The sequence below is a fragment of the Curtobacterium sp. MCBD17_040 genome, from assembly GCF_003234805.2.
Taxonomy (GTDB): Bacteria; Actinomycetota; Actinomycetes; order Actinomycetales; family Microbacteriaceae; genus Curtobacterium.
In genome coordinates this window covers 1112237-1136998 of record NZ_CP126273.1, presented here as the reverse complement: position 1 = coordinate 1136998, position 24762 = coordinate 1112237, and the positions used below count along the sequence as shown (strand labels likewise).

Sequence of the window (24762 nt, the reverse complement as noted above, 5' to 3'; positions counted from 1 at the left end):
CACGAGGGTCCTCCTGCTGCGCAGCAGAAGTGGCCTCTCGTGTCCGTGGCGCCGGTGATGATGCGCACCGCTGGCGATTCACCCCGCGACGAGCTCGATGAACCGCGACAACAACGCCATCCCCGCGATCGACGTCGGCAGCGCCGTCGTCAGCCCCGGCGAGTACACGACGAACGCCGCCCACTTCGCCCGCGAGATCGCGACGTTGAGCCGGTTCGGCATGAGCAGGAAGTCGAGCCCCCGCGGGATCTCCGCCGCGGAGGACGCGGCGAGCGACACGATGGCGACCACGGCCTCCCGGCCCTGGAACAGGTCGACCGTGCCGACCTGCGTCCCGCGCAGCCCGGCGGCGTCGAGCGCGGCGCGGATCAGCGCGCCCTGCGCGTTGTAGGGCGCCACGACGATGACGTCCTCGTCGGTCAGTGGGTTGGTCACGCCGCCGTCCGTCCACGGCAGCCCGATGACGGACGACGCGAGCGACACGACCCGCTCCGCTTCTTCGGGCGAGGACGTCGTGTTCCCGATGTGCGCGACCGGCGCGACGTGGAGGCCCGGCTCGAGTCCCCGGAGCGACCGGGACAGGACGGCCTCGGACGCGGTGAGCGACCCGTTGTAGGACAGGCGCGAGACGGGCGCGGTCAGGGCCGGGTGCATCCGCCGGGTGTGCGCCAGGAAGTACCCGAACTCCGGCGGCAGGACGTGCTCACCGTCGGCCAGCCAGCCGAGGGCGGACTCGTCGACCGGCTCGGGGTGCGAGCCCTGCGACACCTGGGGCAGCTGCTGCGGGTCGCCGAGCAGCAGGAGTCGCGACGCGGCGACGGACGAGGCGATCGTGGGCGCGAGGGAGAACTGCCCCGCCTCGTCGACCACGAGCAGGTCGAGCGACCGCCGTTCGACGGTGTTGGCGTTGGCGAAGGTCCACGCCGTCCCGCCGACGACACCGCCGGGCCGGCCGGTCGATCCCGCTGCGGGGCCGGCCAGGAACGCGGCGAGCGCGACGTTGTCCTTGACGGGCGTCCAAGCGGCCGCCTCGAGTCGGTCGGGATCTCCCCCGCGCTGCGGCACCTTGACGACGCGGTCGGCAGGAACACCCGCGGCGACGACGGCGTCGAGGAAGTTCTCTGAGGTCGCGTGCGACTGCCCGACCACGCCGACCCGCCACCCGTGCTCCTGCACGAGCCGTGCGACGACGTGCGAGCCGACGTACGTCTTGCCGGTGCCGGGAGGCCCCTGGATCGCCAGGTACGACCGGTCGAGTCCGAGCAGGGTCGCGACGACGGCCGCGACGGTGTCGTCCTCCGTCACGGACAGCGGCACGACGCCTCCGCGCGGCGGCACCCGCCGCAGCAGGTCGAGGGCCGGGTCGGGCAGCATCGACGGGAGCGCATCGAGCATCTCGCGCCCCCACTCGGCGATCGCCTCGGGCTGCGGCTTCGCGGCTGGCGGTGCGGCGGGTGTGAGCGCCACCGGCAGGTCCTCGTGCCCCGTCTGCCCCTGCCCGACCGACTCCTTGAGCAGGATCTCGATGCGGTCGCCGTTCGGCCCGATGTCGAGGACCTCGCCCTTGCTCGAGGCGCCACGCATGCCCGGCCCCGGCGAGGTGATCGAGATCGGCAGGGGTTCGTCGTAGACGAGGTGCGGCTTCGTGCCCTCGCGGACCTTGCTGCCGGGTGCGAGCGCGCCGAGCAGGCGGAGTTCGCGCGAGAACGTCCGCTTGCCAGGCAGCTTCGCCCAGTCCTGCACGACCTCGGCCTGCTCCACGACGAACACGTCGCGGGTGTCGGCCCACTCGTCGATCGGGTTCCGGAGCCGGTCGAAGTGCTCCTGCCAGAACGTCTTGCCCTCACGCCGGTGGTAGTCGATGGCGGCCGCGGCGAGCGCGATGGCCTGCTGGTCCGCCGTGCGGTCGAGCGCGTCGACGCCCTCGATCTCGGCCATGAGCGCCAGGTACACCGGGTCGGGCTCGCGCACGGCCGGCGGGAGCACGACCTCCAGCTCGTCGGATGCGCCGTCGGCCCCGGCCGTGTCGGGTGCGGAGCCGCCGTCGTCGACGTGACCCCGGGCCTCCAGGCCGAGCAGCCAGTCGCGGAGCCGCAGCGTCGATCGGCAGTCGTACTCGTTGTAGTCCGCGACCTGGTCGAGCGCGTGCTGCCCCAGGACCGGGTCCCCGTTCCGGAGCTCCTCGATCGCCTCGACGTACGCGGTGATGCTGTCCGCGGCGTTCGTCACGCCGGCGTCGTCGCGCAGGTCCTCGCCCATGTAGAGCGGCTCGAGCTTCTTGATCGAGTAGCTCCGGCTGCCGACGAGCAGGGCCTTCCGCACGATCGGGTACAGATCGACCAGGACGTTGTCGCGCAGCAGGTCGTCGACGTCGTCCTCGCCCACACCGTGCCGGGCGGCGAGCGACAGCAGGTGCGTCCGCTCGTACGACGCGTAGTGGTAGACGTGCATGCCCGGGTACTGCGCGCGCCGCTCCTTGACGAACGCGAGGAAGTCGACGAGCGAGCGCCGTTCCTCCCGGATCGTGTGCGCCCAGAACGCGGTGAAGCGGGCGTCCGTGTCGACGAGCCCGAACAGGTAGTCGAGGCCCCAGGTGTGGCCGTCCTCGGAGTACAGCGGGTCGCCCTCGAAGTCGAAGAACACGTCGCCCGGGTCCGGCGCCGGGATCGCCGCGAGCGCCTGCGGGTCGACCACCTCGAACCGTGGTGCGGGGTGCGCGTCGGAACCGGCCCGCTGTCGGTCGCGTTCCGATCCGGTCTGGAGGCGCGCCTGCGCCCGCAACGTCGCCAGCGTCGCCGCGCTGACACCGGGCACTGGGCCCTCGGCGGTCGCGAGGGCGTCGATGCTCGTCACGCCCGCCGAGATGAGGCGCGCTCGCTGGTCGAGGCGCATGCCGGCGACGAGGACGAGGTCGCGGTGCTCCTCGACCTGCGTGCTGCAGATGCCGCACCGGCCGCACGAGGTGTAGCGGGGGTCGCCCCACGCGAGCGGCTCGGAGGCGGCGATGCGCTCGTCGATGACGCGCCGGAGCTCGTCCCGCTGCGTCCGGTACACCGGTGCGATGTCGGCGAGGTCATGGCTGCTCACGGTCTCGTCGCCGAGGACCAGGTGCACCTGCTGACCGACCGGGATGCCGAGCCGCTCGATCTGCTCGGCGTACGCGGCGAGCTGCAGCAGCGCGGTGATCTTGGCGTGCCGGGCGAGCTTGGTGTCGTAGACCTCGTACTCGCCGCGGTCGTTGCAGATGAGGAAGTCCGAGAACCCGATGAAGCCCGGGTCGTGGAACGTCGCCTGGTACAGGACCGCGACGCCGGCGCGCATGGTGTCCGCCGCGGCCTGCGCCGCCTGCTCGTACCGGTCCGGGTCGGGGCGCTCGAACTCGACGACCTGGTCCGCGCCGTGCTCGGCCTTGAGCGTCGCGAGGTACCGGAGCTCGTGCTCGTCACCCAGGCGAGCGGTGCGGTCGAGCATCGCGTCTGCCGCCTCGTCCACCGGTTCGGCCCGCCCCAGCTTGGCGTCGAGGCGCCGCAGGAACGCCCACTCGCACGACGCCCAGACGCTCATGTCGCTCGGGCTCAGCACGACGCGGTGGTCGGCGGTCAGTTGCATGCGGTCCCCCCGTGCCGGCGCTCGTCGGTCGAGCAGGACGACGGTACCGGGGGCCGCCGACAGATGCGCGCGCGGTCGGACGCTCTCGTGCTGCTGCGCGTCCCAACGACAAGCACCCGGGCATGTGCGCCTCCCGACGACAAGTGCGCGCGCGTTGACGCGCGCACTTGTCGTCCCCGCGCACCTGCGCACGCGGACGCCGTGAGCACTCAGTCGGCGGCGACCCCGCCGCCCCAACGCACGCCCACCGCGGTCGTCGCGAACGGCGCGAGCGTGACCCGCACCGCACCATCATCGACCGGGAGGCCCGTCCCCCGGTCCCCGAGGAACGAGCTCACCCACGCCTCGGCCACCGCCGCGCCGGGCCGGAGCGTCAGCACGACGTCCTGGTCGGCGAACGACTGGAGCCGCACGATCGAGGTGCCCTCCTCCGGTCCCGCGACGACACCGACCAGTTGCACGCGGTCGTCGTCGAGGTCGAGCAGGGACACATCGGCTCGAGCGGCGGTGTCCGGACGGGCCTTGGCCTCAGCGGTCGTCAGGGGGTGCACGAGTTCGCCGGTCGCCGCCACGGCCAGACCCTCGGTCGAGGCTCCGTCGCGGTCCGTGCGGACCCCGACGGCGTACCGGAAGGTCGCGGTGAACGCCTGCTCGATCGGGAAGTTCGTGTCCCACACGTTGTTGTGGAGCCACGAGAACACGGTGCCCGGTTCGACGGGACTCGTGCTCGCGGGGAACGGCGCGTACGGCACCGCGATGCTCCCGGTCTGCACGAGCGGCGCGTCCTTCGTCACCCACACGACGTCGTCGTGGGTCTCCGGGTCGCTCAGGGTGATCCAGTTGCGGATCGCGCGCATGTGCTGCGGCGCTCCGGGGATGTGCGGGACGCCGTCGCCCGTGACCCCGCCGGAGACCTCGAACCGGACGACCGGGTCGTCGACGGCGAACGGGAACGCGAAGTAGGCGCTCTCCTTGATCAGGGTCGTCGGCTTGGCCAGGCGGTTCTCGATGAGCAGCACGCCGTCGCCGTGCCGGAGCCGGAGCGTCACGACGACGGAGTCCACCCCGTCGGCGACGAACTCGTAGACCAGGCGTTCCTCGACCGCGTCGCTCGTCCGCTCGAGGACGACGGCGGGCCGGGCGGTCGTCCGCGACACGAGCAGTTCGAGCCGGTCGGAGACGGACAGCTTGTTCGCCAGGTGGTTGAACCCGGCGCCCGAGCTGCCGTACTGGTCGTAGAGGTACGCGTTGAACCCAGCGACGGACGACCCGTTCACGAGCTCGCGTCCGGTCCGCCGCTCGACGATCGACGCGATGGAGGACGTGGTCTCGTCGACGACGACGCGCAGGTACTCGTTCTCGAGCGTGAGCACCTCGGCGCGGGCCCGGGACCCGAGGGGAACGGGAACGTCGTGCGACACGGGCGTCGCCGCGACCGACACGTCGAGCCGGACGAACCCGAACGCGGGGACGTCCTCGACCCGCACGACCGCCCAGCGCCCGGACTCCCGGTGCGCCGTGTTCGACTGCGGTTCGAGGACCACCGGCAGCGGTTCGCCGGTGCGGCCGTCCCGGACCTCGATGTCCTGGTCGAGGCCGATGTGGGCCTCCTTGACGAGCAGGCGCGCGACCGTGCTGCGGCGGCGGCCGGTGGCGTTCGCGGCGATGAAGCTGACGACCGCGTCGGGATCGCGCGGCACGGCGGCGCCGAGGTAGGCCATCGCCTGCTCCCGGAACTCGGTGGCCCGCTGGTGCGCGCCGATGCCCTGGGCCACCTTCCACTGCCACTGCAGCTCCCCCGACTCGAACCCGGCGTCCCCGTGGGTCCAGGAGTTCCCGGCGCCCCACGTGTGCTCGTTGAACATCGAGATCGCGTCGTACGCCTCGGTGCGGCGCGCGGTTTCCTCCGGTACCGCGGCAGCGCCGATCAACGCGGCCGCCTGCGAGAACGCGCCGGCGTCGGTGACGGCGGCCTGGGCCTCCCGGGCGAGTGCGAGCGGCACGGCCGCGGAGCCGACGCCCTCGACCCACCAGTCGCCCCAGTCCCCCTGGAACGTCTGGAGCTCGTCGCCGTGGCGGGCCTCCGCCTCGGCGAAGAAGTCCTCGTTCCGCGACACCCGCAGGGTCGGGGACGTCCACGTGTCGTTCCACTCGCGGACGATCTCGGCGAGCTGGAGCCGGGCGGGGCCGTTGTCGCCCATGAACCCCTGCGTGCGGATGTGCAGGACCTCCCACGGGTAGCCGTCGCGGCCCTCGGTCTGCTCGCCGTGCGCGCCGAAGATCCCGGGCGGGAACGGGTAACCGCGGGTGGCGAGCGCGGTCAGGTACGCGGGGAACAGCACGTCCACGGACGCGTACGACTCGGTGAAGCCGATCATCGGCCCCTCCATGTACGCCAGGCCGTGCGGGCTGTCGGTCATCCACACGATCACCGAGTTGCCGGCGGGGGTGCGCCAGCGGAACATGCGGGGCAGGTTGAGCGCGCCCGAGGTGTGCGGCTGCGACCGGCCCGCCCAGTTGTGCGCGACGGCCAGGTACTTGACGCCGACCTCCTGCAGCGCGTCCGGGAGGCCCGCCACCTGTCCCGGGACGTCCGTCTGCATCGCGGTGGTGAAGTCGATGCCGTACTGGTCGCGGATGCGCCGGGCGTCGCGGAGGAGTTCGTGCAGCTCGTCCGTCGAGCACGTGTCGGTGTGCAGGTTGTACGGCATCGCGCTGAGGCCGATCCGGCCGTCCTTGACGAGCTGCACGAACTCGTCGACCTGCGCCTGCGGGCGGTGCCGCTCCCAGTCGGTGAACGCCCAGAGCGCCTCGGCGTTCCAGCGGAACCGGGCCTCCTCGGGCCAGTCGTCGGTCGCGCGGGCGAGGTCCATGGCGGTGTCGAGGTACGACCGCTGGCTCGCGATGACCGTCGCCTGCGGGTCGGTGTAGCCGAAGTCGAAGTGCGAGTGGTGCACGACGTGCACGGACCACGGGCGCTGTGGCGTGAGCTCGACGGACACCGCGCCGTCGCCGAGGGACGGGATCCGGACGGTCACCGCGGTCGGCGCGTCGACGACGCGGACCAGGAGGCGCACCGACAGCGCGTCGGGGGCCGTCGCGAACCCGACGAACGCGCCCGACGCGGCGGCGGCGCCGGTGCCGGTGTCGGTCGCGGCGCCGGGTTCGATCACGACGTCGGTCGCGCGCGCCGCCGCCTCCTCGATGTCGAACAGGAGGCGCACCGCCTGCACCTCGACGCCGTCGCGCGTGGCGCGCATGGGCTCCGGCAGGACGCGGACGCGTTCGCCGCCGATCGTGCCGGTGGCGGCGACGGCCCGGTCGATCAGGCCGACCCGCGCGTCGGTGTGCTGCCACGGCTGTGCCGAGATCAGCGGGGGTCGAGTCGGGCGATCACCACGGGCGTCGGTCATCAGCAGCACCATTCGTCGTCGAATTGATATCGTTACCAACAACGCTAGCAGGACGACAGGGGCCTCCCGCAAGGGGCAATCGTGTGTCCGGCCGGAGCCGGTGCTGCTGTACACGTGTGACCGGCCGAAGCCGGTGCTGCTTCATACGTGTGACCGGCCGGAGCCGGTGCTGCTGTATACCTTGAGGCATGGCAGCCGCGGGGAACGGGAGCGGGCCCACGACGGGGCGCGGTCGTGGTGCGCCGACGGTCAAGGACATCGCGCGTGTCGCCGAGGTCAGCCCGATGACGGTGTCCCGTGTGCTCTCCGGGGGCAAGAACGTCCGGCCCGAGCTCCAGGACCGGGTCGAGCGCGCCATCGCCGAGGTCGGCTACCACCGGAACGAGAACGCCCGCCGACTCCGCCAGGGTCGCCGCTCGGGACTCGTCGGCGTGCTCATCACGAACGTCGGGAACCCGTACTACGCGGGGATGCTCCAGGGCGTCGAGGAGGTCGTCGGCGAGGCCGGCCGACGCATCATCATCGGCGTCACGAACGAGGACGAGGACCTCGAGCAGCAGCTGCTCGCGGACTTCCTCGGTCGGCAGGTCGAGGGCCTCATCGTCGTCCCCGCGGGGCGGGAGCCGGCCCGGTTCGCGCCCGACGCCCTCGCCGGCGTGCCCGTCGTCCTCGCGTCGCGCACGTTCCCCGACGTCAGCGCCGACGCGATCCTGCTCGACGACATCCACGGCGCGTTCGTCGCCACGGACCGCATGCTCGCCGAGGGGCACACCCGCGTCGGGTTCCTCGGCAACCAGGTGTCGGTGTCGACCGGCCGCCGACGGTTCGAGGGCTTCCGCCAGGCGCACGAGCGCCACGGGCTCGAGCCCGTCGACGAGCTCGTCCGGCTCGGGCAGCAGGACGTCAGCTCCGCCGAGCAGGCGATGGACCAGCTGCTCGGCCTGGAGGCTCCACCCACCGCCGTCTTCGCCGCCAACAACCGCAACTCCATCGGCGCGATCCGCGCGATCACGAAGTCCCGGGCGCAGGCACGGGACCGTGGCGAGCAGCCCGCTCCGATCCGGCTCTTCGGGTTCGACTCGTTCGAGTTCGCGGACATGTCCCCGGTGCCGCTGTCCGTTGTCGCACACGACGCCGCCGAGCTGGGTCGGGTCGCCGCCCGGATGCTGTTCGACCGCCTCGATCGTGGGGACGACAGCGCGCCGCGGCTCGTCGAGCTGCCGGTCGAGTTCGTCGACTTCGCGTAGCGCCGGCGGACCTCCCGGCTGCGCCGCCCCGCACTCGAGGACCACCCGTGTATGCCGACGGTCCCGATGTCGAACGACACCGGGACCGTCGAGAGCAGCGGCGGGACACGTGGTGGAGCCGCACCCGCCCAGAGTTTCGACGGTGCTGCTGTCGAACGACAACCGGGACGTCGAAACCAGGGGCCGGGAGGCTGGGGTCCATCGGGAGGAGCGGCAGCGCTCCCGAGGAGACGCCGGACGCGGCGCCGAGACCGGCCGGAGGTAGGCCTCACGACGGGCCGGTGCCGGGCCTCCCGGCGGGCTTGCGATCGGTGCCGATCCTGATAACGTTACCAACCTGAACACACGTCCATGCGGCCAGCGTCGGTCGCGGACGCGAAGGGAGCGGGGATGGACGACCGACCGACCGGATCACGGGCGACCTACGACACGGCACCGTCGGTGGCCGTCGGACCCGGGCACCACGCCTGGACCGGCCCCGAGGCGTGGGGGCGACTGGCGGAACACGCGGCTCCCGGTCGCCCGATCGCGATCGACACCTACCCCGGCAGCGACCTCGACGGGCTGCGCGCTGAGCTCGCGCGGGCGCTCCCCGACGCCGAGCTCATCGACGTCGAGGCCGCGGCGGCGCACTCCCCCGAGTACATCGACGCGCTCCTCGCCCCGAACCTCACCGACGACCGGGTGTTCGGCGTCATGGACCATCGCACGCTCGACGTCCTATACGACGCGGACCGGCTCGCCGCCGTGGCCGACCGGGTCGCCGCGTCCGAGCGGCCCGTCGTGGTCTACGGCTGGGGCGCCACGCTCGTGCCGACGACGTTCGACACCATCGTCCTCGCCGACCTCGCCCGATGGGAGATCCAGCAGCGGCAGCGCGCGGGCGCCCCGAACTGGCGCGCGGACAACGGCGACGACGACCAGCTCCGTAAGGTCAAGCGCGGGTTCTTCATCGAGTGGCGGATGGCCGACCGGCACAAGCGGGCGCTGTTCGACCGGATCGACTACGTCCTCGACGCGAACAGCACGATGGCGACCGCCAAGCTCATCACCGGCGACACGTTCCGAGCAGGACTCGCCGCCGCGACGACCCGTCCGTTCCGGGTCGTCCCGTTCTTCGACCCCGGCGTGTGGGGTGGCCAGTGGATGAAGACGACGTTCGACCTCGACGACGCCGAGAACTACGCCTGGTGCTTCGACTGCGTGCCCGAGGAGAACAGCCTCCTCCTCGACGTCGCCGGCACGGTGGTCGAGGTCCCCTCGCTCGACCTGGTCCTCCGGCACCCGCGGGAGCTCCTGGGCGAACGGACCCACGCGCGGTTCGGCCCGGAGTTCCCGATCCGCTTCGACTTCCTGGACACCATGGAGGGCGGCAACCTGTCACTCCAGGTGCATCCGCTGACCGGGTACATCCAGGACAAGTTCGGCATGCACTACACGCAGGACGAGAGCTACTACCTGCTCGACGCCGCCGACGACGCCGTGGTGTACCTCGGGCTCCGCGAGGACGCCGAACCGGCCGCGATGGAGCAGGCGCTCCGCACCGCCGAGACCGGTGCCGCCCCGTTCGAGGCCGAGGCGTTCGTCAACGCGTTCCCCGCCAAGAAGCACGACCACTTCCTCATCCCCGCCGGCACCGTGCACTGCTCCGGGGCGAACTCGATGGTGCTCGAGATCTCGGCGACGCCGTACATCTTCACGTTCAAGATGTGGGACTGGGGCCGGGTCGGGCTCGACGGCGTCCCGCGTCCGATCCACCTCGACCACGCGATGGCGAACGTGCAGTGGGACCGGGACACGACGTGGACCCGCGACCACCTGGTCGACCAGGTGACCGAGGTGGCCTCCGGCGACGGCTGGGTCGAGGAGCGCACCGGCCTGCACGAGCTCGAGTTCATCGAGGTCCGTCGGCACTGGTTCACCGACGTCGTCCCGCACGACACCCGCGGCACGGTCAACGTCCTCAACCTCGTCGAGGGCGCCGAGGCCGTCGTCGAGAGCCCGACCGGCGCGTTCGAGCCGTTCGTCGTCCACTACGCCGAGACCTTCATCGTGCCGGCAGCCGTCGGGCCCTACACGATCCGTCCGCATGGGCGCGGGACCGGTCAGCGCCTCGGGACCGTCAAGGCGTCGGTGCGGGGCACGGAGCGGGGGTAGCGCGCCGGGCCGCGACCCGCCGAGGGTGCACAACACGCCGCCCCAACTCCGCCGGGGGTGCACAACACGCCGTTCCGCCCGGGAGTGAGCGGCGCGTCGTGCACGCTCGGCGGGTCGCGGCCCCTGCCCCCGCCCCGCCCCCGTCCGCACGAGCCTCGGCCGGGCGGACGCCGCCGGAACCTGACGTCAGCGGCCGTCCGCCCAGACCGCCGCCCCGATGAGCGGCGCGTCCGACCCGAGCTGCGCCTGCCGGAGCTCGACCACCGCACCGGCATCAGCGAGCGCCGTCGCCAGGGGCTCCTCGAGCAGGTCCCACGAGCCCGCCATCGCACCGCCGATCACCGCCCGGGAGGCCCCGAACCGCCGCACCCACGGACCGAGCGCCCGCCCGAGCGCGGTCATCGTCGTGCTGATCACGCGCGCCGCCACGATGTCGCCCTGCCGCGCGCGGTCGGCGATCTCGCGGACGCTCGGCGCGTCCGCTCCCCCGCCGTGCTGCGTCGCGCCAGTTGCATCCGTCGCGCCCGCGGAATCCGTCGCACCCGCGGAACCCGTCGCACCGGCGGAACCCGTCGCCCGCGCGTAGGCATCCCGGAGCGCGGCGGTCGACACGGTCTCCTCGAGCGGCCGCCCGTCGAGCCGGATCGTGTGCGCCTCACCGCGAGCAGGCACCAGGTCGCCGTGGTCGACGTGCACGCCGTGGTCGAGGAACGCCGACCCCACGCCCGTCCCGAGCGTCAGGCACACCATCCGTGCAGCTCGCTCGCCCGCACCGGCAGCCCACTCCCCGATGCCGTACGCCACCGCGTCGTTGCAGAACCCGATGGCCGTCGGCGGCACCCCGAGCCGGTCGGCCAGCGCCGCCCGGAGGTCGACACCCGTGAGCGCTTCGAACTTCCCCATGCCCCGGAAGTCGCCGACGCCACGGACGGGATCGAACGGACCGGGCATCGCGATCGTCCAGGCGGGCGCACCCTCGGCAGCGACCTCGCGGGCGGCGTCGACCAGGACCTCGAGGAGGGCGTCGCGGCGCGCACCCGCATCGAGCGGCCGCGTCCGGGAGGCCCGCACCGCCCACCCGACGTCGGCTCCGATGCCCGCGACATCCGCACGCTCGAAGCCGGCCCCGGGCACGCCACCGGTGACCGTCGCGACACCGGACGCTGGTCCCGCATCGGGGGCGATCGCGGCGCCGGTCCCCGCCACGACCGCGGCGGTCACATGACTGCCACCGACGTCCATGACGTGGATCGGGCCTCCCGGCCGGTGCTGCTGGTGCGTTCCGCTCATCGTCCCCACTCGCCTGTCGTCCGGTCACGCCGTCGTCCGGCGGCGCCGCTGTCCGACCCGCGCAGTCCGTCCGGTTCGGGATCGACACCCTTGCCGCTCCGTCGCAGCGCATGTTACTGTCAGCGCCTGGTAACGATACCAACGGATTGCATCCGCACTCCTCGCACTGAGTTCCACGAGCGGCGAGACGCGTGCACCGAGCCGAGAACAAGGGAGTTCAGCGTGAAAATGAAGCGATTGCTACCGGTCATCGCGATGACCCTGGCGGCATCAGCGGTGCTCGTCGGGTGTTCGTCGTCGAGCTCGTCGAACACCACCACCGGCACCTTGAGCTTCGTCAACGACAAGTCGTGGGACTTCAAGTCGTTCTCGAAGGTGTCGCAGAAGGACATCGGCGTCTCGCTCAAGTCCTCGACCTACGCGGACCAGCCGGCGTTCCAGGCGTTCGTCAAGCAGTCGTTCCGGACGAACAAGACGCCGGGGCTGTTCACCTGGCACACCGGCGACCAGCTCAAGCAGCTCGTCGACCAGGGCCTCGTCGCGGACACCTCGAGCATCTGGAAGAAGGCGATCGCGAACGGCCAGATCGCCCCGAGCGTCAAGAGCCTCTACACGATCGACGGCAAGCAGTACTGCACCCCGATCAGCGTCGACGACTGGGTCATGTACTACGACAAGTCGATGTTCGCCAAGTACAACTTGACGCCGCCGACGACCTGGGCCGAGATGATGTCCGACGCCGCGGTCCTCAAGCAGCACGGCATCTCGCCGTTCTGGAGCTCGGGCGGCGACCCCTGGGCGTTCGTGTGGTTCCAGATCCTCCTCGCCGGCACGGACCTGAACCTCTACCAGGGCCTCTCGACCGGCAAGGTCTCGTACACCGACCCGCGCGTGGTCAAGGTGATGGACACCTGGCTCGACATGGAGAAGAAGGGGTACTTCAGCGACCCGGGTTCCAAGACGGCGCCCGAGACGCAGATGAAGGACGGCAAGCTCGCCATGATCCCGTTCGGCACCTGGTACGCGTCGACGATCGATCAGGTCGGCCTCAAGCCCGGAACCGACTGGGGCGTGTTCACGATCCCCAAGGTGAACCCGGCGCAGGCCAAGACCCCCGTCGCCATCGAGACCGCGCCGGCGTGCGTGCCCGAGAAGTCCTCCCAGAAGCAGCTCGGGCTCAAGTACTCGGCCTGGTGGATGACCGCGAAGGCGCAGACCGCCTGGTCGAAGCAGCAGAACAACCTGCCGTACAACCCGAAGGCCACCGCCGCGACGCAGACCTTCGTCGACGCGAGCAAGGAACTGTCGAACAACAGCAAGTACGAGACCTACCTGCGCTACTACGAGGCCACGCCGCAGCAGATCCTGACCGAGGCGCTCGACCAGTTCACCGGGTTCATGACGAACCCCGGTGACCCGAAGAAGTACCTGTCGGGCATCCAGCAGGTCGCCGCGCAGTACTGGAAGAGCCACAAGTAACCGATGGCCGACCGCAAATCGACCAACTACCAGGCCGCCGCCTGGGCCTTCCTCGGCCCAGGCGCGGCCGTGGTGGTCCTGGTCCTCTACCTCCCCGTCCTCTACACCGTGTACCTCAGCTTCACGTCGTACACGGGCCTCGGCAGCGCGTCGTTCGTCGGGCTCGCCAACTACGCCTCGATGTTCACGGACCCGGTGTTCACCACCGCGCTCCTCAACACACTGATCTGGGTCGGCGGCTCGCTGCTCATCCCCGTCGGGATCGGGCTCCTCGTCGCTTACCTGTCATTCGGCCTCAAGGGCGCCGCCTGGCTCCGCGTGCCGTTCCTCATCCCCTACGCCCTCTCCGGCGTCGCGGTCGGCATCCTGTTCAACTTCGTGCTGCAGAACGGCGGTGCACTGTCCCAGGCACTCGCGTTCTTGCACCTGCCCGGCAGCGACATCCGCTGGCTCCAGGTGGCCCCGCTCAACACCGTGGTGATGATCCTCGCCGCGTCGTGGCAGGGCATCGGCGTCAACGCGCTGCTGTTCACCGTCGGCCTGCAGTCGATCCCCAAGGAGCCGCTCGAGGCCGCGCGCGTCGACGGCGCCTCCGGCTGGCGCATGTTCCGGTACATGATCTGGCCGCTGCTCCGGCCCTCCACGACCATCGTGGTCGGCCTGTCGATCGTCAACAGCCTCAAGACGTTCGACATCGTCCAGGCCATGACGCAGGGCGGGCCGAACCGGGTGTCCGAGACCCTCGGCGTCACCATGTACCGCGACACGTTCTCGAACAGTCAGTACGGGCTCGGGTCCGCCGTCGCGATCTTCCTCAGCGTCATCACCGTCGCCGCGAGCGTCATCTACCTGCGGCGCCAGCTCGCGATCGGGGACTCCTCGGGTGACGGAGCGGCACGCGGTGGGGCGGGCGCGGGTCGGGCCTCCCGGCGTACGCGCGGTGGCGACGGCGGGACCGGCGCGTCCGGCGGCTCGGCCGGGAGGTCCGCCAGCGGTCCGTCCGATGCCTCGCCTCGGGAGACGGTCGGGGCCGCACCCGCGGCTTCAGCCGCGGCTCCGGCCTCGGCCACAGCTCGGGCCTCGGCCCCGGAACGGAGGGCCGTTTGATGCGGTCGACCATGCCCCGCTACGTGATCCTCGGCGCCATGGGCCTGCTGTGGCTCGTGCCGATCTACCTGCTGTTCGCGAACGCGAGCAAGAGCTCCGCCTCGTACTCCGGAGACAACCTGTGGAGTGCCGGCTCGCCCGTCGGCCTGTGGGACAACGTCATCGCGGTGTTCCAGAACACCGACGTGCCCTCCGGCCTCGGGATCACCGCCGTGTACGCGATCGTCGCGCCGATCATTGCCGTCGCGCTCGGGGCCGCCGTGGCGTTCGCGGTCATCGTGCTGAAGGTGCGGCACGGGTTCTTCTGGTTCTTCATCATCTTCTGCGGCACGGTGTTCCCGCTGCAGATGATGCTCATCCCCTGGTTCTCCGTCTACGCCGACATCGGCCTGTTCGACACCGCGCCCGGCCTGATCATCATCTACGCCGTCGTCGCCCTGCCGTTCTCGGCGTTCGTCATGCGGAACTTCTTCGTCGGCATCGCGCCGAGCGTGTTCGAGGCCGCGGTCGTCGACGGCGCCGGCGTCTGGCGGATCTTCACCCGGATCTACCTGCCGATGTCGCGGAGCGCGCTGGTCGTCGTGTTCATCCTGCAGGCGACGTGGGTGTGGAACGACTTCCTCATCGCGCTCATCCTGACGCAGAGCCCGTCCACCCGGCCCGTGATGCCCCTGCTCAACGCGTTGCAGTCCGTCGAGGGTGGTGGGCCCGGGTTCACGATCATCCTGACCGCGGCGCTCCTGGTGTCCCTGCCGACCGCGCTGCTGTTCGGGTTCGCGCAGCGGTTCTTCCAGCGGGGGTTGTCGTTGGGGCAGTACTGAGCGGAGTCACTTCGAAGGGTCGCGCCGGCGCTGCCGGAGCGGCCCTTCTGTGTGTCGTTGAGCTTCCCTACAGCGGGACGTCGCATGTTCCTACTGATATTCCATGTGCCACCGTGCAGCTTCATCCACACGCAGGGTCACTCGACGCGTGTCCGACGCTTCGGCTGCTGCTCGTACCGTCCCGCAGGGGGTCTGACTCATGGTCTTGGTCGAGGTCGGCGCGGCCATCATCGCCCTACTCGTGACGGTCCCTCCGGCGCGCGGCGTCATCGGTCGCAATCGGTAGCTGGGCATCCGGATCTCGACGACACGAGTGACACGAGAGTCGAGCGGGCATGGAGCCAGCATCCCGGGGTGAGTCCTTGCTACCGCCACTTGCTCCGCGGCCGGAAAGCCAATGCCCGCAAGCCACAGGGCAAACAAGGTCCATCGGGGCGGCAAAAGCGCCTTCGCGGATGCCAGGAACGGTGTGGCCCATCGACGAAGCAGCCTGACAAGCATTCCTTCTCGTTACGCTCGCTCCATGTTCCTCGACGCGCCCCGCGGACTGCGTGATCCGGATGTCCTCGCGGACCGCAATGCGATGCTCGGCACCGCAAAAGAGACGCTGCCGCTCGAGGCGTGGGCCCGTGAGGTCGAGGAGCGCCGACGAGCGCTGCAGCCAGGGATCGTGATCCCTCACTTCGACCCGGCGGAATCAGGCGTGGCGGCCCGAGCGCTGCTGTTGCTCGAGGCACCAGGCCCGAAGACCGTTCCGGAGTGGGGCGGCAGCGGCTTCATTTCCGTGGACAACGACGACCCGACGGCACAGAACGTGTGGACCACCCGGAACGACGTCGGGCTTCACGACCACGCTCTCGCATGGAACATCGTGCCGTGGGTACTCGGCCGCGCTTCGGTCAAGCCGAGCAGCGCGGAGCTCGCGCAGGGCGCCGTCGAGCTCCGCGGACTTCTCAACGTGCTCCCGAACCTCCGCGTCATCGTCCTCGCCGGCCAGAAGGCACAACAGGCATGGGACGCGCACCTCGACCTGATCATCGGCGACCAGTACCGAGTGATCCGGACGGTGCATCCTGCCGGGCAGTCGTTCGCTCAACGCGGGGCGAAAGAGCGATTCGTCGCGGCGCTTCGGAAGACCGCCGAGCTCGTCGCGTAGCCCACCCCCGAACGGGTACTCCCACACAGGACGTCCGTCCCGTCAAACTGGTTTGCGGTCGGTACGAGTCTCATCAGCCGACAGATGAGGGGTCGGGGTCGTGATCGCAGGGGAATCCGCTGGCGTCGAAGCACAACGGCAGCTGCGGCGCGCTGCGGCGCTCGAGACTGCCGCCGGGGTCGCGCGGGCGACCGCTAAGCGGTTCGCCATCGCCCATCGGACGGAGGAGGAGACCGCACGTCTCCTTGCCCCGCTGGGCGCGATCGGCTATCACCTGTTGGCCGACCGCCGCTGGCCCGGAAGCCGGCACGCCCAGGTCGACATGGTCGTCGTCGGACCGGGTGGCGTGTTCATCGTCGACACGAAAGCCTGGAGTGAAACCGCGATCAGCGACGGGCGCATGTTCCGCGGCCAGGAGGATGTGACCGACGACATAGCGCGCCTCGCGGACCTGAGATACGGGGCGGAGGCGGTCCTCGCCGAAGTCGGCCTCGCGCCGAACGAGGTCCACGCGGTCGTCGCGCTTGCCGGTCGTAAGGGCATTCGCGCCGAGGTCGCGTCGGTCGACGTCCGGGGCGCCCTCGATCTCATCGCGCACATCACCGCGTACCAACGGCGGTTACCGGGCCCGCAGGTGGATGCGGTCCTGCTCGCGTGTATGCGGCATTTCGCCCCGATGAACGGAGCGCTCGATGAGGACATCCCCGACCTCACCGTGCCGACACCGGTGCTACCGAGGACCCCGCTCGACCTCTCGGGCGTCGAGCACCGTGCTGCCGAGGAGCTTGAGGCAGACCTGGTCACCGGCATGTTGGACGCACCGATCGAGGCGTGGATGGCCACGCTCGACCCAGCGCAGGCGAAGCTCGTGCGCCGCAACTTCAACGGCCCGTCTCGAATACGCGGCGCTGCTGGCACCGGCAAGACCGTGGTCGGTCTCCACCGGGCTGCCTACCTGGCTCGCAGCACTGGCCAACGAGTCCTCGTCGCCACGTACATCCGAACGCTGCCGGCGGTACTCGGCAGCCTGCTCACGCGGCTTGCACCTGATGTGAAGGACCGCGTCGACTTCAGCGGTATCCACCAGTTCGCGATCAAAGTCCTCAAGGACCGCGCGGTCCCTGCCCGCCTCGACGGCATGGAGGCGAAGCGAGCCTTGTACGAGGCATGGAACGGAGTCGACGCCGACAGCCCCCTCCGATCCAAGCGGTTCTCGTTCGCGTACTGGGAGGACGAGATCGGCTCTGTGATCAAGGGACGCGGGCTCACGCGGTTCGAGGAGTACGCGGACCTGGCTCGGGTTGGCCGCAAGCACCCGTTGACGCTCGATCAGCGGCAAGCGGTATGGGACCTGTACTCGGCCTATGACGAGAGCCTCCGCCGCCGCGGCGTCGTCGACTACGCAGACGTCATCCTGCTCGCACGCGATTCGCTCCGAGCCGACCCTCTACGTGACTACGAGGCCGTCATCGTCGACGAGGCGCAGGACCTGTCGTGTGCCATGGTCGCGATGCTGCACGCGCTCGTCGGGAACCGGCCGGACGGGCTCACCCTCATCGGTGACGGCCAGCAGACCATCTACCCCGGCGGGTACACGCTCGGCGAGATCGGAATCAGTGTCGCGGGGCGTGGCGTCGTGCTCGATGTCAATCACCGCAACACGGCAGAGATCCTGGCGTTCGCCAAGGACCTCGTCGCCGGCGACGACTACGTCGACATCGAAGGTGTCGACGGGTCCGGAGACGCCGTGTCCGCGGTCACCAAGACCGGGCCCGCGCCCGTCATCCGACGGTTCCCGTCCTGGGCGGAGCACGACGACGCCATCGTCCCGCGCGTTCGCGAGGTACTCCGCCTCGTCGACACCAGTCTCGGCGACATCGGCATCCTCACCAGGACGAACACCGACGCCGACCGAGTGATGACCGCGCTCGCGGAGGCAGGCATTGCGAGTGTGTCGTTGAAGAAGTACAACGGCATTCCCATCGCCGCCGTGAAAGTCGGGACGATCAAGCGCGCGAAGGGTCTCGAGTTCAAGCAGGTCCTGCTCCCCCGCGTCCGGACCTCGCTGCTCGACGAACGCCCGAAGGCCGACGCCCGTGAATCGGACCGAGAACGACACGCGCTCGATCGCCGGGAGCTGTACGTCGGAATGACACGAGCCCGGGACGGGCTCTGGGTCGGTGTGCACTGAGGGTGCTCGGCCGACCCGCGAACCTCTCGAAGGACGCACTAGTCATGGAGCACGAGTTGCTCCACAATACGAACACCCGAGGAAAGGCTCACAGTGGAATTTGAAGAACGTCTGGCAGCTCTCGCGACGAAGGTCCAGAATCAACGTCAGGCCATCGAGACCGAAGAGGCGACGAAGAACGCGTTCGTGATGCCGTTCATCTCGACGATCCTCGGGTACGACGTGTTCAATCCCCTCGAGGTGGTACCGGAGTTCACCGCCGACGTCGGCGTGAAGCGCGGCGAGAAGGTCGACTACGCGATCATGCGGGACAGCGAAGTCCAGATCCTGATCGAGTGCAAGAAGTCGACCGAGCCGCTGAAGATCGAGCACGCCTCTCAGTTGTTCCGGTACTTCTCCGTCACCAACGCCCGGATCGCCATCCTCACCAACGGTGAGGTCTACAACTTCTACACGGACCTCGACGCTCCGAACAAGATGGACGACAAGCCGTTCCTCGTGCTCGACCTCGGCGACATCGACGAGACGTTGCTCCCGGAGCTGCAGAAGCTCACCAAGGAGAGCTTTGATCTCGACTCGATCATCAGTGCCGCCGAAGAGCTGAAGTACGTAGGGTCCCTGAAGCGCGCGCTGGCCGCACAACTCCGCGAGCCATCCGACGATTTCATCAAGTTCTTGACCACCCGCGTCTACGACGGTATGTACACGCAGAAGGTGCGCGAGCAGTTCACCACACTGGTCTCGAAGGCCATCAAGCAGTTTCTGAACGAACAGGTGAACGACCGCCTGAAGACTGCCCTCGGCAGCTCCTTCGCCGCACCCCATTTCGAAGCGTCCGTCGAGAGCGTTCAAAGCCAAGCCATCGCTGAGGAGAACCTCGAGCAGCCCTCTGACGTCGTCACGACCCAGGAGGAGCTCGAGGGCTACCAGATCGTCAAGGCGATCGCCTGCAGCGAGGTCAAGCCCTACCGCGTCACACACCGCGATCAGAAGTCGTACTTCGCCGTGCTGCTCGACAACAACAACCGCAAGCCGGTCGCGCGGCTCTGGTTCAACGGCAAAAAGCAGAAGTACCTCGGCTTGTTCGACCAGGAGAAGAACGAGACGCGTCACCCGATCGACGCACTCGAGGACATCTACGAGCACGCTGACGCAATCCGCGAGACGGTTCGCACCTTCGCTGGCTGAAGCGGACCGGGGCTGCTTCCGCGCCCTGTCCGCAACGACTCCAGCATATGACGGTGGCTCATGCCACGGTGAGCAAGCAGGCCGAGCGACGACCCGAACCGCCCCTCCGCTCGCCTCGCGCAACCGAACAAAGAAGGAACGAGCAATGACCGGCCTGTCCGACTTCAAGGTCGACATCGTCTGGTGCACCCGTCCGCACCAGACGAGCCGCTGATGGCCGTCCTGCTCGACACACCTGCTTGGGCGTCGCGCTCGACGGTCGCCGACCGCGATGCCCTGCCGCTCGAGGTACTCGAGAACCTCATGCACTGGCCGAGCGTGCAGCGGGTGTGGATGCCGCATTGGTTGGCGTCGCAGGAGGCCGTGGTGTCGTCCATCTTCGAAACGCTGGAGTCCGCGCACGCCGCACGTCGTGCGTCCGCCGCCTCGTTTGCGTCGGCCGCTGAGTCTGTGGACGCCGTCCTCGACGGCACGTCGGACGCCGCGGACTTCGGCATCGGTGCACCAGCGTTACCGGTCATCACCGAGCCTGACGGCGGGCCGATCAACCGAGAGGCCGAATCCTCTCCCGTCGACGTAGCTCCCGTCGCCGTCATGGCCCGTCCGGCGACGAGTGCGGTTCTGACTTCGTCAGTACCGGCTGTGCAGGCGGCGGAGACTGCACCAACGCCGGTCCCTGCCGCGGCACCTTCCTCGTTGTCCCAGGACGAGGTGTTCGCGGCACTCACCAAGCTGGCCGACCTGGCGAAGGCTGGCATCCTGACTGAGGAGGAGTTCGCGCCGAAGAAGGCGGAGCTCCTCGCCCGACTGTGATGCAAGAAACGTCGGCCATGCACACGGGCCGTTGTCCAAGCGGACGTTGCCCTCCGACGATCGTGGGTTCGCCAACATCGTGCAACGGGGCCGGCGGTGAGTCCCATGCCGGTCGGTGACACGGAACGACGGATCGAGCAGCTGGCGGCAGCGGACGGACTGCGGTTCGAACGCAACGTCGTCCCGGCGATCACCCAACGAGGGCACCTGGACCTCCGCGATGCCGCGCCCGAGACGGTCTCGCTTCTCCGTGGTATCTACCTCGACCTCGGTGGGAACGAAGACGAGCTCGCAGCCAAGCGTCCGACACCCCTGCGCGGAGACTTCCTCCACGTCGCGACCCGGACGGTCGTCGAGATCGATGAGTTACAGCACTTCACAACGGCACGGCGCCGAACGCTCGTGGCGTACCCGCCGCAACTGTCGCTCGGATTTGACCTCAACGAGTACCTCCAGCTGTGTGACGAGTGGTCGAGTCGAGCCGATCGCCAATATGCGCACCGCCCGGCCGTTGGTTTCGGCCCCGGCGGCCGCCAGCGGCAGCGCGCTTACAACGATGCACTGCGGGACATTGCCCTCCCGGCGCTGGGATACGCACCCGTCGTGCGGATTGCTACGCCCGACCGAGATGGCGAGACTGCGTACGCCCGCGTCCGTGCCGAACTGCTTTCCCGAACAACCACCCGAACACCTCTCCATTCCGAGGAGCAGAACGATGAACGATGAAGTAGAGCTGATCAACGACGGCACCGGCCTGGCCGTAATCGGGGATCCGGCAGCGGTGGAGCGCTTCCTGTCCAGCACCGGTCTTCCCTCCCGTGAGCTTGACCTCCACAGACTCCGCCGGCAGTCATCCGGCGCCGCGAGCGCCCTCGCGCAGGCCGCTGCGGACGGTGTCGCCCAGTCCGGCCGCTGGGTGAAGCTGACGAAAGAATCGGCAGAGGCCGCGAAGAACCTGCCGCTGATGAAGGGCTCAAAACCCGGCGTCGGTCGCGCGATCGTGACGGAGAACGGGAAGATCAAAAGCATTCTCGAGATCGCGAAGGGTCCCGGCGCGCTCGCGGCAAATCCAGCCCTGCTTGCTGGCGCCGCCGGCATCATGGCGCAGGTCGCCATGCAGCAGGCAATGGACGAGGTGACGGACTACCTCGCGAAGATCGATGAAAAGGTCGACGACATCCTTCGGGCGCAGAAGGACGCAGTGTTCGCCGACATGATCGGCGTCGACCTCGCTCTCACCGATGCGCTCCGGGTCCGCGAGAACATGGGTCGCGTCCCGGACACGACGTGGCAGAAGGTGCAGCACACGTCCGTCATGCTTGACACCGTCCAGGCGTACGCGCTCCGGCAGCTCGACGCGGTTGCAGAGAAGCTCGAGGGCAAGTCGAAGATGGGCGATCTCGCAGCCGCTTCCGAGGCGGCCAAGGCATCAGTCGGAGACTGGTTGGCGGTCGTCGCACGTTGCTTCCAATTGCAGGACGCCCACTCCGTGCTCGAACTCGATCGAGTGCTCGAAGCAACCCCTGGCGAGATCGACGACCACCGGACCGCGCTGGCCCTCACACGCGAAGCACGTCGCGACCTGATCAAGACGAGCACGACGAAGATCCTGAGCCGCATGGACGACGCCGCCGAGCGGGCCAACTCGAATGTGCTGCTCCACCCGTTGAATGCGCACGTCGTGGTCGATTCCAGGAATCAGATGGCAAGCGGCGTCACCCAGTTCCACGGCCATCTGGGCATCGAGAGCGCCGGGCAGGCTCTGGAGTCAAAGCGGTGGTCGGCCGCAGCGCTCGAAATCAGGGACAAGGCCATCGACGCGGGTGAGAGCGGCATCGACGGTGCGAAGCGCCTCGGAGATGCGGCAGTCACCAAGGCGCGGTCCGCAGCCGGAGAGGCGGCGCTCGCGTTCGCGGAGCGGATCATGCCGCGCAGCGGGTCGAAGAAGGCGGACGACGAGTCCTAGCGTGCTGCGTGGCCCCCGCTTATTTCAGCGATCGTGCCAGGGACACGTCCGCCTGTTCGACACCGCGACCGGCCTGATCATCATCCACGCCGTCGTCGCCCTGCCGTTCTCGGCGTTCGTCATGCGGAACTTCTTCGTCGGCATCAGGATGACCCCAGGATCTTCACTTTGAAGGGTCGATGAAGGCGAAAAGCGACACCACCGGCGAGTCACGCACCTCGGCGCGGCGAGGCCCCGGATTCAGACCAAGCATAGTCGCGAAACCTCTGACGGAGCGCGCGATCGGCGATCCACAGGTAAGTGCCGCGGATACCACGAGTCAGCAGCACCGCGTAGATGTTCGACACGAAGCGCAACAGATCCTCGTCGGAGTACGTCATCCCCAGCCGTGGATTGTTCTCCATGCCCTTCTTGTCAAAGTAGCTCGAACGATCGAATACGATACGCCCGGCGTGCTCGTCGTAGCGGAGGTCCGGTCCGATGATAACGCCAGCGTAGTTCAGGTCGTACCCCTGAACAGTGTGAATCGAGCCCACTTGGTCGACGGCGCCTGCCGAATGTATCCAGTCCGTTTGCGTCTGGTTCCAGCGAAGCCGGCGCCCGTCTTCCTCGATGTCGTAGGCGGACGGATCCCTCTTGCTCTTCCACGGCCACGCATATCCCGCAACCAGTCGCGACAAACCGTACTGCTCGTCTCGCACCCGGATGGCGTCGTGCATCTCGCCAAGGTCGTCGAACATGCGGAACTCGTAGTCCGCGAACATCTGCGGAGCGGGATTCTCGTCACGCATGATGGCCCGGACGTACTCCACATAGTCCTCGCCCGCGCGAACTCGCATCTGGGAGAGCAGACGGTAGTACCGGTGATGCTCACGCGCTTCGGCGATCACGTTCACCTGCAGCTCGTTCGGGAGGTCCGCCGGCCGCACGCTCTGCTCGGAGTCGATGAGGAGGATCTGATTCGTGCTCTTCCGGCGGATCCAGTCGAGCTGCGTCCAGTGGTCGGCGTCGCTCCCGAAAAGTGCCGCGTTGATCTCGCCGAAGCTCTTGTTCTGCGGGCCCGACGCCTGGTTCGCCCGCTGATTCAGGCGGTGCGCCTCGTCGACGATCAACAGGTCAAAGTCTTCGCTGCTCTTCCCGACATCGAACGGCGTGAGCACCATCGACGGGTGGAGCCCCGGCGTCTTGGCGAAGACCCTCCGGAGAGAAGCGCGCAACGCCTGCTGCGGCACGACCAGGCCCATGCGGAAGCCCTGCAGCAATTCGTGGTTGTCAGCCACGAAGAAGTCGCTGAACAGGGAATCGCCGTCCAATTCGTCGATGTCGATGCCCCGCGCGATGTCACTGAGCAGCTTCATCAGGTAAACCGCGACGACGGTCTTCCCAGTGCCGGGCGCGCCCTGGATCACGATCATGTCGCCAGTATCGCTCTCCAGGTCCTCGAACAAGCCCTCCAATATGTCTTCGATGGCGACAGCTTGATCCTGATTCAGAGCCTTGAACGGCGAGAGCTTGAACAGTTCGCTGTTCTCGATCTCCGCGACGTTGCGGGTGAAGAGCTTCTGCTCGCGGAGCGCTTCGAAGATCGCGTCGAACTTCTCGCGATATCTGGCGCGGGCGTAGTAGTCCGCGTCGACGATGCCCTCATTGCGGTTGAGCACCGCGTACTTGCCCTCACCCGCGAAGAGTCCAATCAATCGAGACTCGAGGTCGAGACAGACGGACTTGTTGAACGTGTCATCGAGCACCACGCGCACGGCGCCGAGAGAGCCGCGTTCCTCGGACTCGAGGTGCTGGCGCATACGCGCCGCCGCGTTGCGAGTCTCGCCCACGTACACACGCTTGCCATCGTCGAGAACGTAGACGACGGGCCAGTTCGTGAACCGGGGATCGAGCTCGCGCCACGCCTGGACCCGCGCAGCGTCGAACGGCAGGCGCTCGATGCTAAAGCCGGTCATACTTCGTGCTCCGGCCCTTCGCTCGGTCGACCGGGTACTTCTGGCGGGTCTCTTCGAGCTTCGTCCTGATGATCGCCTCCGGGTCGAGCCCCAGTCGGTCCGCGAGCATCAGACAATAGGTCAACACGTCAGCGAGTTCCCCACGCACGTTCTCGAGCGGCGCATCGTCGCTCCACTGATAACACTCGAGGAGCTCCCCCGCCTCGATCGAGACGCTCTTGGCGAGGTTGCTCGCACTGTGGAATTGGCCCCAATCGCGTTCGGATACGAAGGCTCGTAACTCGCCCATCAGTCCGTCGTCCGGCATGAACGAACGCTAACAGCCGAAAGGCGCGTCATGAGGCCCAGTAGGGCCTCAGAACAGCCT

At 68.8% G+C, this 24762-nt stretch carries 17 protein-coding genes; 12 read left to right on the top strand and 5 right to left on the bottom strand.

Annotated features, from left to right (window positions below; translation table 11 throughout):
- Nucleotides 1–78 precede the first annotated feature (78 nt).
- Nucleotides 79–3609: a TM0106 family RecB-like putative nuclease gene (locus DEI94_RS05425; protein WP_111026791.1), complete on the bottom strand. Its 3531-nt coding sequence runs from the start codon at nucleotides 3607–3609 to the stop codon at nucleotides 79–81.
- 209 nt (nucleotides 3610–3818) lie between these two features.
- Entirely contained in the window at nucleotides 3819–7022 is a 3204-nt protein-coding gene (locus DEI94_RS05420; protein ID WP_181441812.1) for a glycoside hydrolase family 38 N-terminal domain-containing protein, read from the bottom strand.
- 188 nt (nucleotides 7023–7210) lie between these two features.
- Between DEI94_RS05420 and DEI94_RS05415 the strand changes: the two genes are divergently transcribed.
- Both DEI94_RS05415 and DEI94_RS05410 read left to right on the top strand, forming a co-directional pair.
- On the top strand, nucleotides 7211–8269 hold the full coding sequence (locus tag DEI94_RS05415; RefSeq protein WP_111026789.1) for a LacI family DNA-binding transcriptional regulator: 1059 nt from the start codon (nucleotides 7211–7213) through the stop codon (nucleotides 8267–8269).
- Nucleotides 8270–8659: 390 nt separating this feature from the next.
- Nucleotides 8660–10426, top strand: a complete 1767-nt coding sequence (locus DEI94_RS05410) for a class I mannose-6-phosphate isomerase (protein WP_111026861.1) — start codon at nucleotides 8660–8662, stop codon at nucleotides 10424–10426.
- Between the two features lie 186 nt (nucleotides 10427–10612).
- Here DEI94_RS05410 and DEI94_RS05405 read toward each other — a convergent pair whose 3' ends face one another.
- Complete coding sequence (locus DEI94_RS05405) at nucleotides 10613–11716, bottom strand: ROK family protein (protein WP_111026860.1); 1104 nt, start codon at nucleotides 11714–11716, stop codon at nucleotides 10613–10615.
- Nucleotides 11717–11944: 228 nt separating this feature from the next.
- Between DEI94_RS05405 and DEI94_RS05400 the strand changes: the two genes are divergently transcribed.
- The 10 genes from DEI94_RS05400 (at nucleotide 11945) to DEI94_RS05355 (ending at nucleotide 22609) form a co-directional block, all read left to right on the top strand.
- Nucleotides 11945–13195, top strand: coding sequence for an ABC transporter substrate-binding protein (locus DEI94_RS05400; RefSeq protein ID WP_111008503.1), 1251 nt, complete (start codon nucleotides 11945–11947; stop codon nucleotides 13193–13195).
- Between the two features lie 3 nt (nucleotides 13196–13198).
- On the top strand, nucleotides 13199–14302 hold the full coding sequence (locus tag DEI94_RS05395) for a carbohydrate ABC transporter permease (RefSeq protein ID WP_111008502.1): 1104 nt from the start codon (nucleotides 13199–13201) through the stop codon (nucleotides 14300–14302).
- Nucleotides 14302–15123, top strand: a complete 822-nt coding sequence (locus DEI94_RS05390; protein ID WP_258372200.1) for a carbohydrate ABC transporter permease — start codon at nucleotides 14302–14304, stop codon at nucleotides 15121–15123. Before DEI94_RS05395 ends, DEI94_RS05390 begins: the two co-directional genes overlap by 1 nt.
- Before the next feature lie 523 nt (nucleotides 15124–15646).
- Nucleotides 15647–16279: a uracil-DNA glycosylase gene (locus DEI94_RS05385; protein WP_181436009.1), complete on the top strand. Its 633-nt coding sequence runs from the start codon at nucleotides 15647–15649 to the stop codon at nucleotides 16277–16279.
- Nucleotides 16280–16379: 100 nt separating this feature from the next.
- Nucleotides 16380–18470, top strand: a complete 2091-nt coding sequence (locus DEI94_RS05380; protein ID WP_111026786.1) for a nuclease-related domain-containing DEAD/DEAH box helicase — start codon at nucleotides 16380–16382, stop codon at nucleotides 18468–18470.
- A 93-nt stretch (nucleotides 18471–18563) separates the two neighbouring features.
- Nucleotides 18564–19658 (top strand): type I restriction endonuclease, encoded by a 1095-nt coding sequence (locus tag DEI94_RS05375; protein WP_111026785.1) that lies wholly within the window; start codon nucleotides 18564–18566, stop codon nucleotides 19656–19658.
- Between the two features lie 213 nt (nucleotides 19659–19871).
- Nucleotides 19872–20471: an SHOCT domain-containing protein gene (locus DEI94_RS05370; protein WP_111026784.1), complete on the top strand. Its 600-nt coding sequence runs from the start codon at nucleotides 19872–19874 to the stop codon at nucleotides 20469–20471.
- A gap of 105 nt (nucleotides 20472–20576) precedes the next feature.
- Entirely contained in the window at nucleotides 20577–21197 is a 621-nt protein-coding gene (locus DEI94_RS05365; RefSeq protein ID WP_111026783.1) for a hypothetical protein, read from the top strand.
- Nucleotides 21187–22437 carry a hypothetical protein gene (locus DEI94_RS05360; protein ID WP_111026782.1) on the top strand — a complete coding sequence of 417 codons (1251 nt, stop codon included), beginning with the start codon at nucleotides 21187–21189 and terminating at the stop codon, nucleotides 22435–22437. The genes DEI94_RS05365 and DEI94_RS05360 overlap by 11 nt, the downstream gene beginning before the upstream one ends.
- A 1-nt stretch (nucleotide 22438) precedes the next feature.
- Nucleotides 22439–22609: a hypothetical protein gene (locus DEI94_RS05355; RefSeq protein WP_181434684.1), complete on the top strand. Its 171-nt coding sequence runs from the start codon at nucleotides 22439–22441 to the stop codon at nucleotides 22607–22609.
- A 37-nt stretch (nucleotides 22610–22646) separates the two neighbouring features.
- Here DEI94_RS05355 and DEI94_RS05350 read toward each other — a convergent pair whose 3' ends face one another.
- Entirely contained in the window at nucleotides 22647–24395 is a 1749-nt protein-coding gene (locus tag DEI94_RS05350; protein ID WP_111026781.1) for a DUF2075 domain-containing protein, read from the bottom strand.
- Nucleotides 24382–24702 (bottom strand): nucleotide pyrophosphohydrolase, encoded by a 321-nt coding sequence (locus tag DEI94_RS05345; RefSeq protein ID WP_111026780.1) that lies wholly within the window; start codon nucleotides 24700–24702, stop codon nucleotides 24382–24384. Before DEI94_RS05345 ends, DEI94_RS05350 begins: the two co-directional genes overlap by 14 nt.
- Nucleotides 24703–24762: the final 60 nt, after the last annotated feature.

Coding starts and splice junctions, on each gene's coding strand:
- DEI94_RS05425 (WP_111026791.1), bottom strand. CDS start 3,609: ATGCAACTGACCGCCGACCACCGCGTCGTGCTGAGCCCGAGCGACATG.
- DEI94_RS05420 (WP_181441812.1), bottom strand. CDS start 7,022: ATGACCGACGCCCGTGGTGATCGCCCGACTCGACCCCCGCTGATCTCG.
- DEI94_RS05415 (WP_111026789.1), top strand. CDS start 7,211: ATGGCAGCCGCGGGGAACGGGAGCGGGCCCACGACGGGGCGCGGTCGT.
- DEI94_RS05410 (WP_111026861.1), top strand. CDS start 8,660: ATGGACGACCGACCGACCGGATCACGGGCGACCTACGACACGGCACCG.
- DEI94_RS05405 (WP_111026860.1), bottom strand. CDS start 11,716: ATGAGCGGAACGCACCAGCAGCACCGGCCGGGAGGCCCGATCCACGTC.
- DEI94_RS05400 (WP_111008503.1), top strand. CDS start 11,945: ATGAAGCGATTGCTACCGGTCATCGCGATGACCCTGGCGGCATCAGCG.
- DEI94_RS05395 (WP_111008502.1), top strand. CDS start 13,199: ATGGCCGACCGCAAATCGACCAACTACCAGGCCGCCGCCTGGGCCTTC.
- DEI94_RS05390 (WP_258372200.1), top strand. CDS start 14,302: ATGCGGTCGACCATGCCCCGCTACGTGATCCTCGGCGCCATGGGCCTG.
- DEI94_RS05385 (WP_181436009.1), top strand. CDS start 15,647: ATGTTCCTCGACGCGCCCCGCGGACTGCGTGATCCGGATGTCCTCGCG.
- DEI94_RS05370 (WP_111026784.1), top strand. CDS start 19,872: ATGGCCGTCCTGCTCGACACACCTGCTTGGGCGTCGCGCTCGACGGTC.
- DEI94_RS05365 (WP_111026783.1), top strand. CDS start 20,577: ATGCCGGTCGGTGACACGGAACGACGGATCGAGCAGCTGGCGGCAGCG.
- DEI94_RS05360 (WP_111026782.1), top strand. CDS start 21,187: ATGAACGATGAAGTAGAGCTGATCAACGACGGCACCGGCCTGGCCGTA.
- DEI94_RS05350 (WP_111026781.1), bottom strand. CDS start 24,395: ATGACCGGCTTTAGCATCGAGCGCCTGCCGTTCGACGCTGCGCGGGTC.
- DEI94_RS05345 (WP_111026780.1), bottom strand. CDS start 24,702: ATGCCGGACGACGGACTGATGGGCGAGTTACGAGCCTTCGTATCCGAA.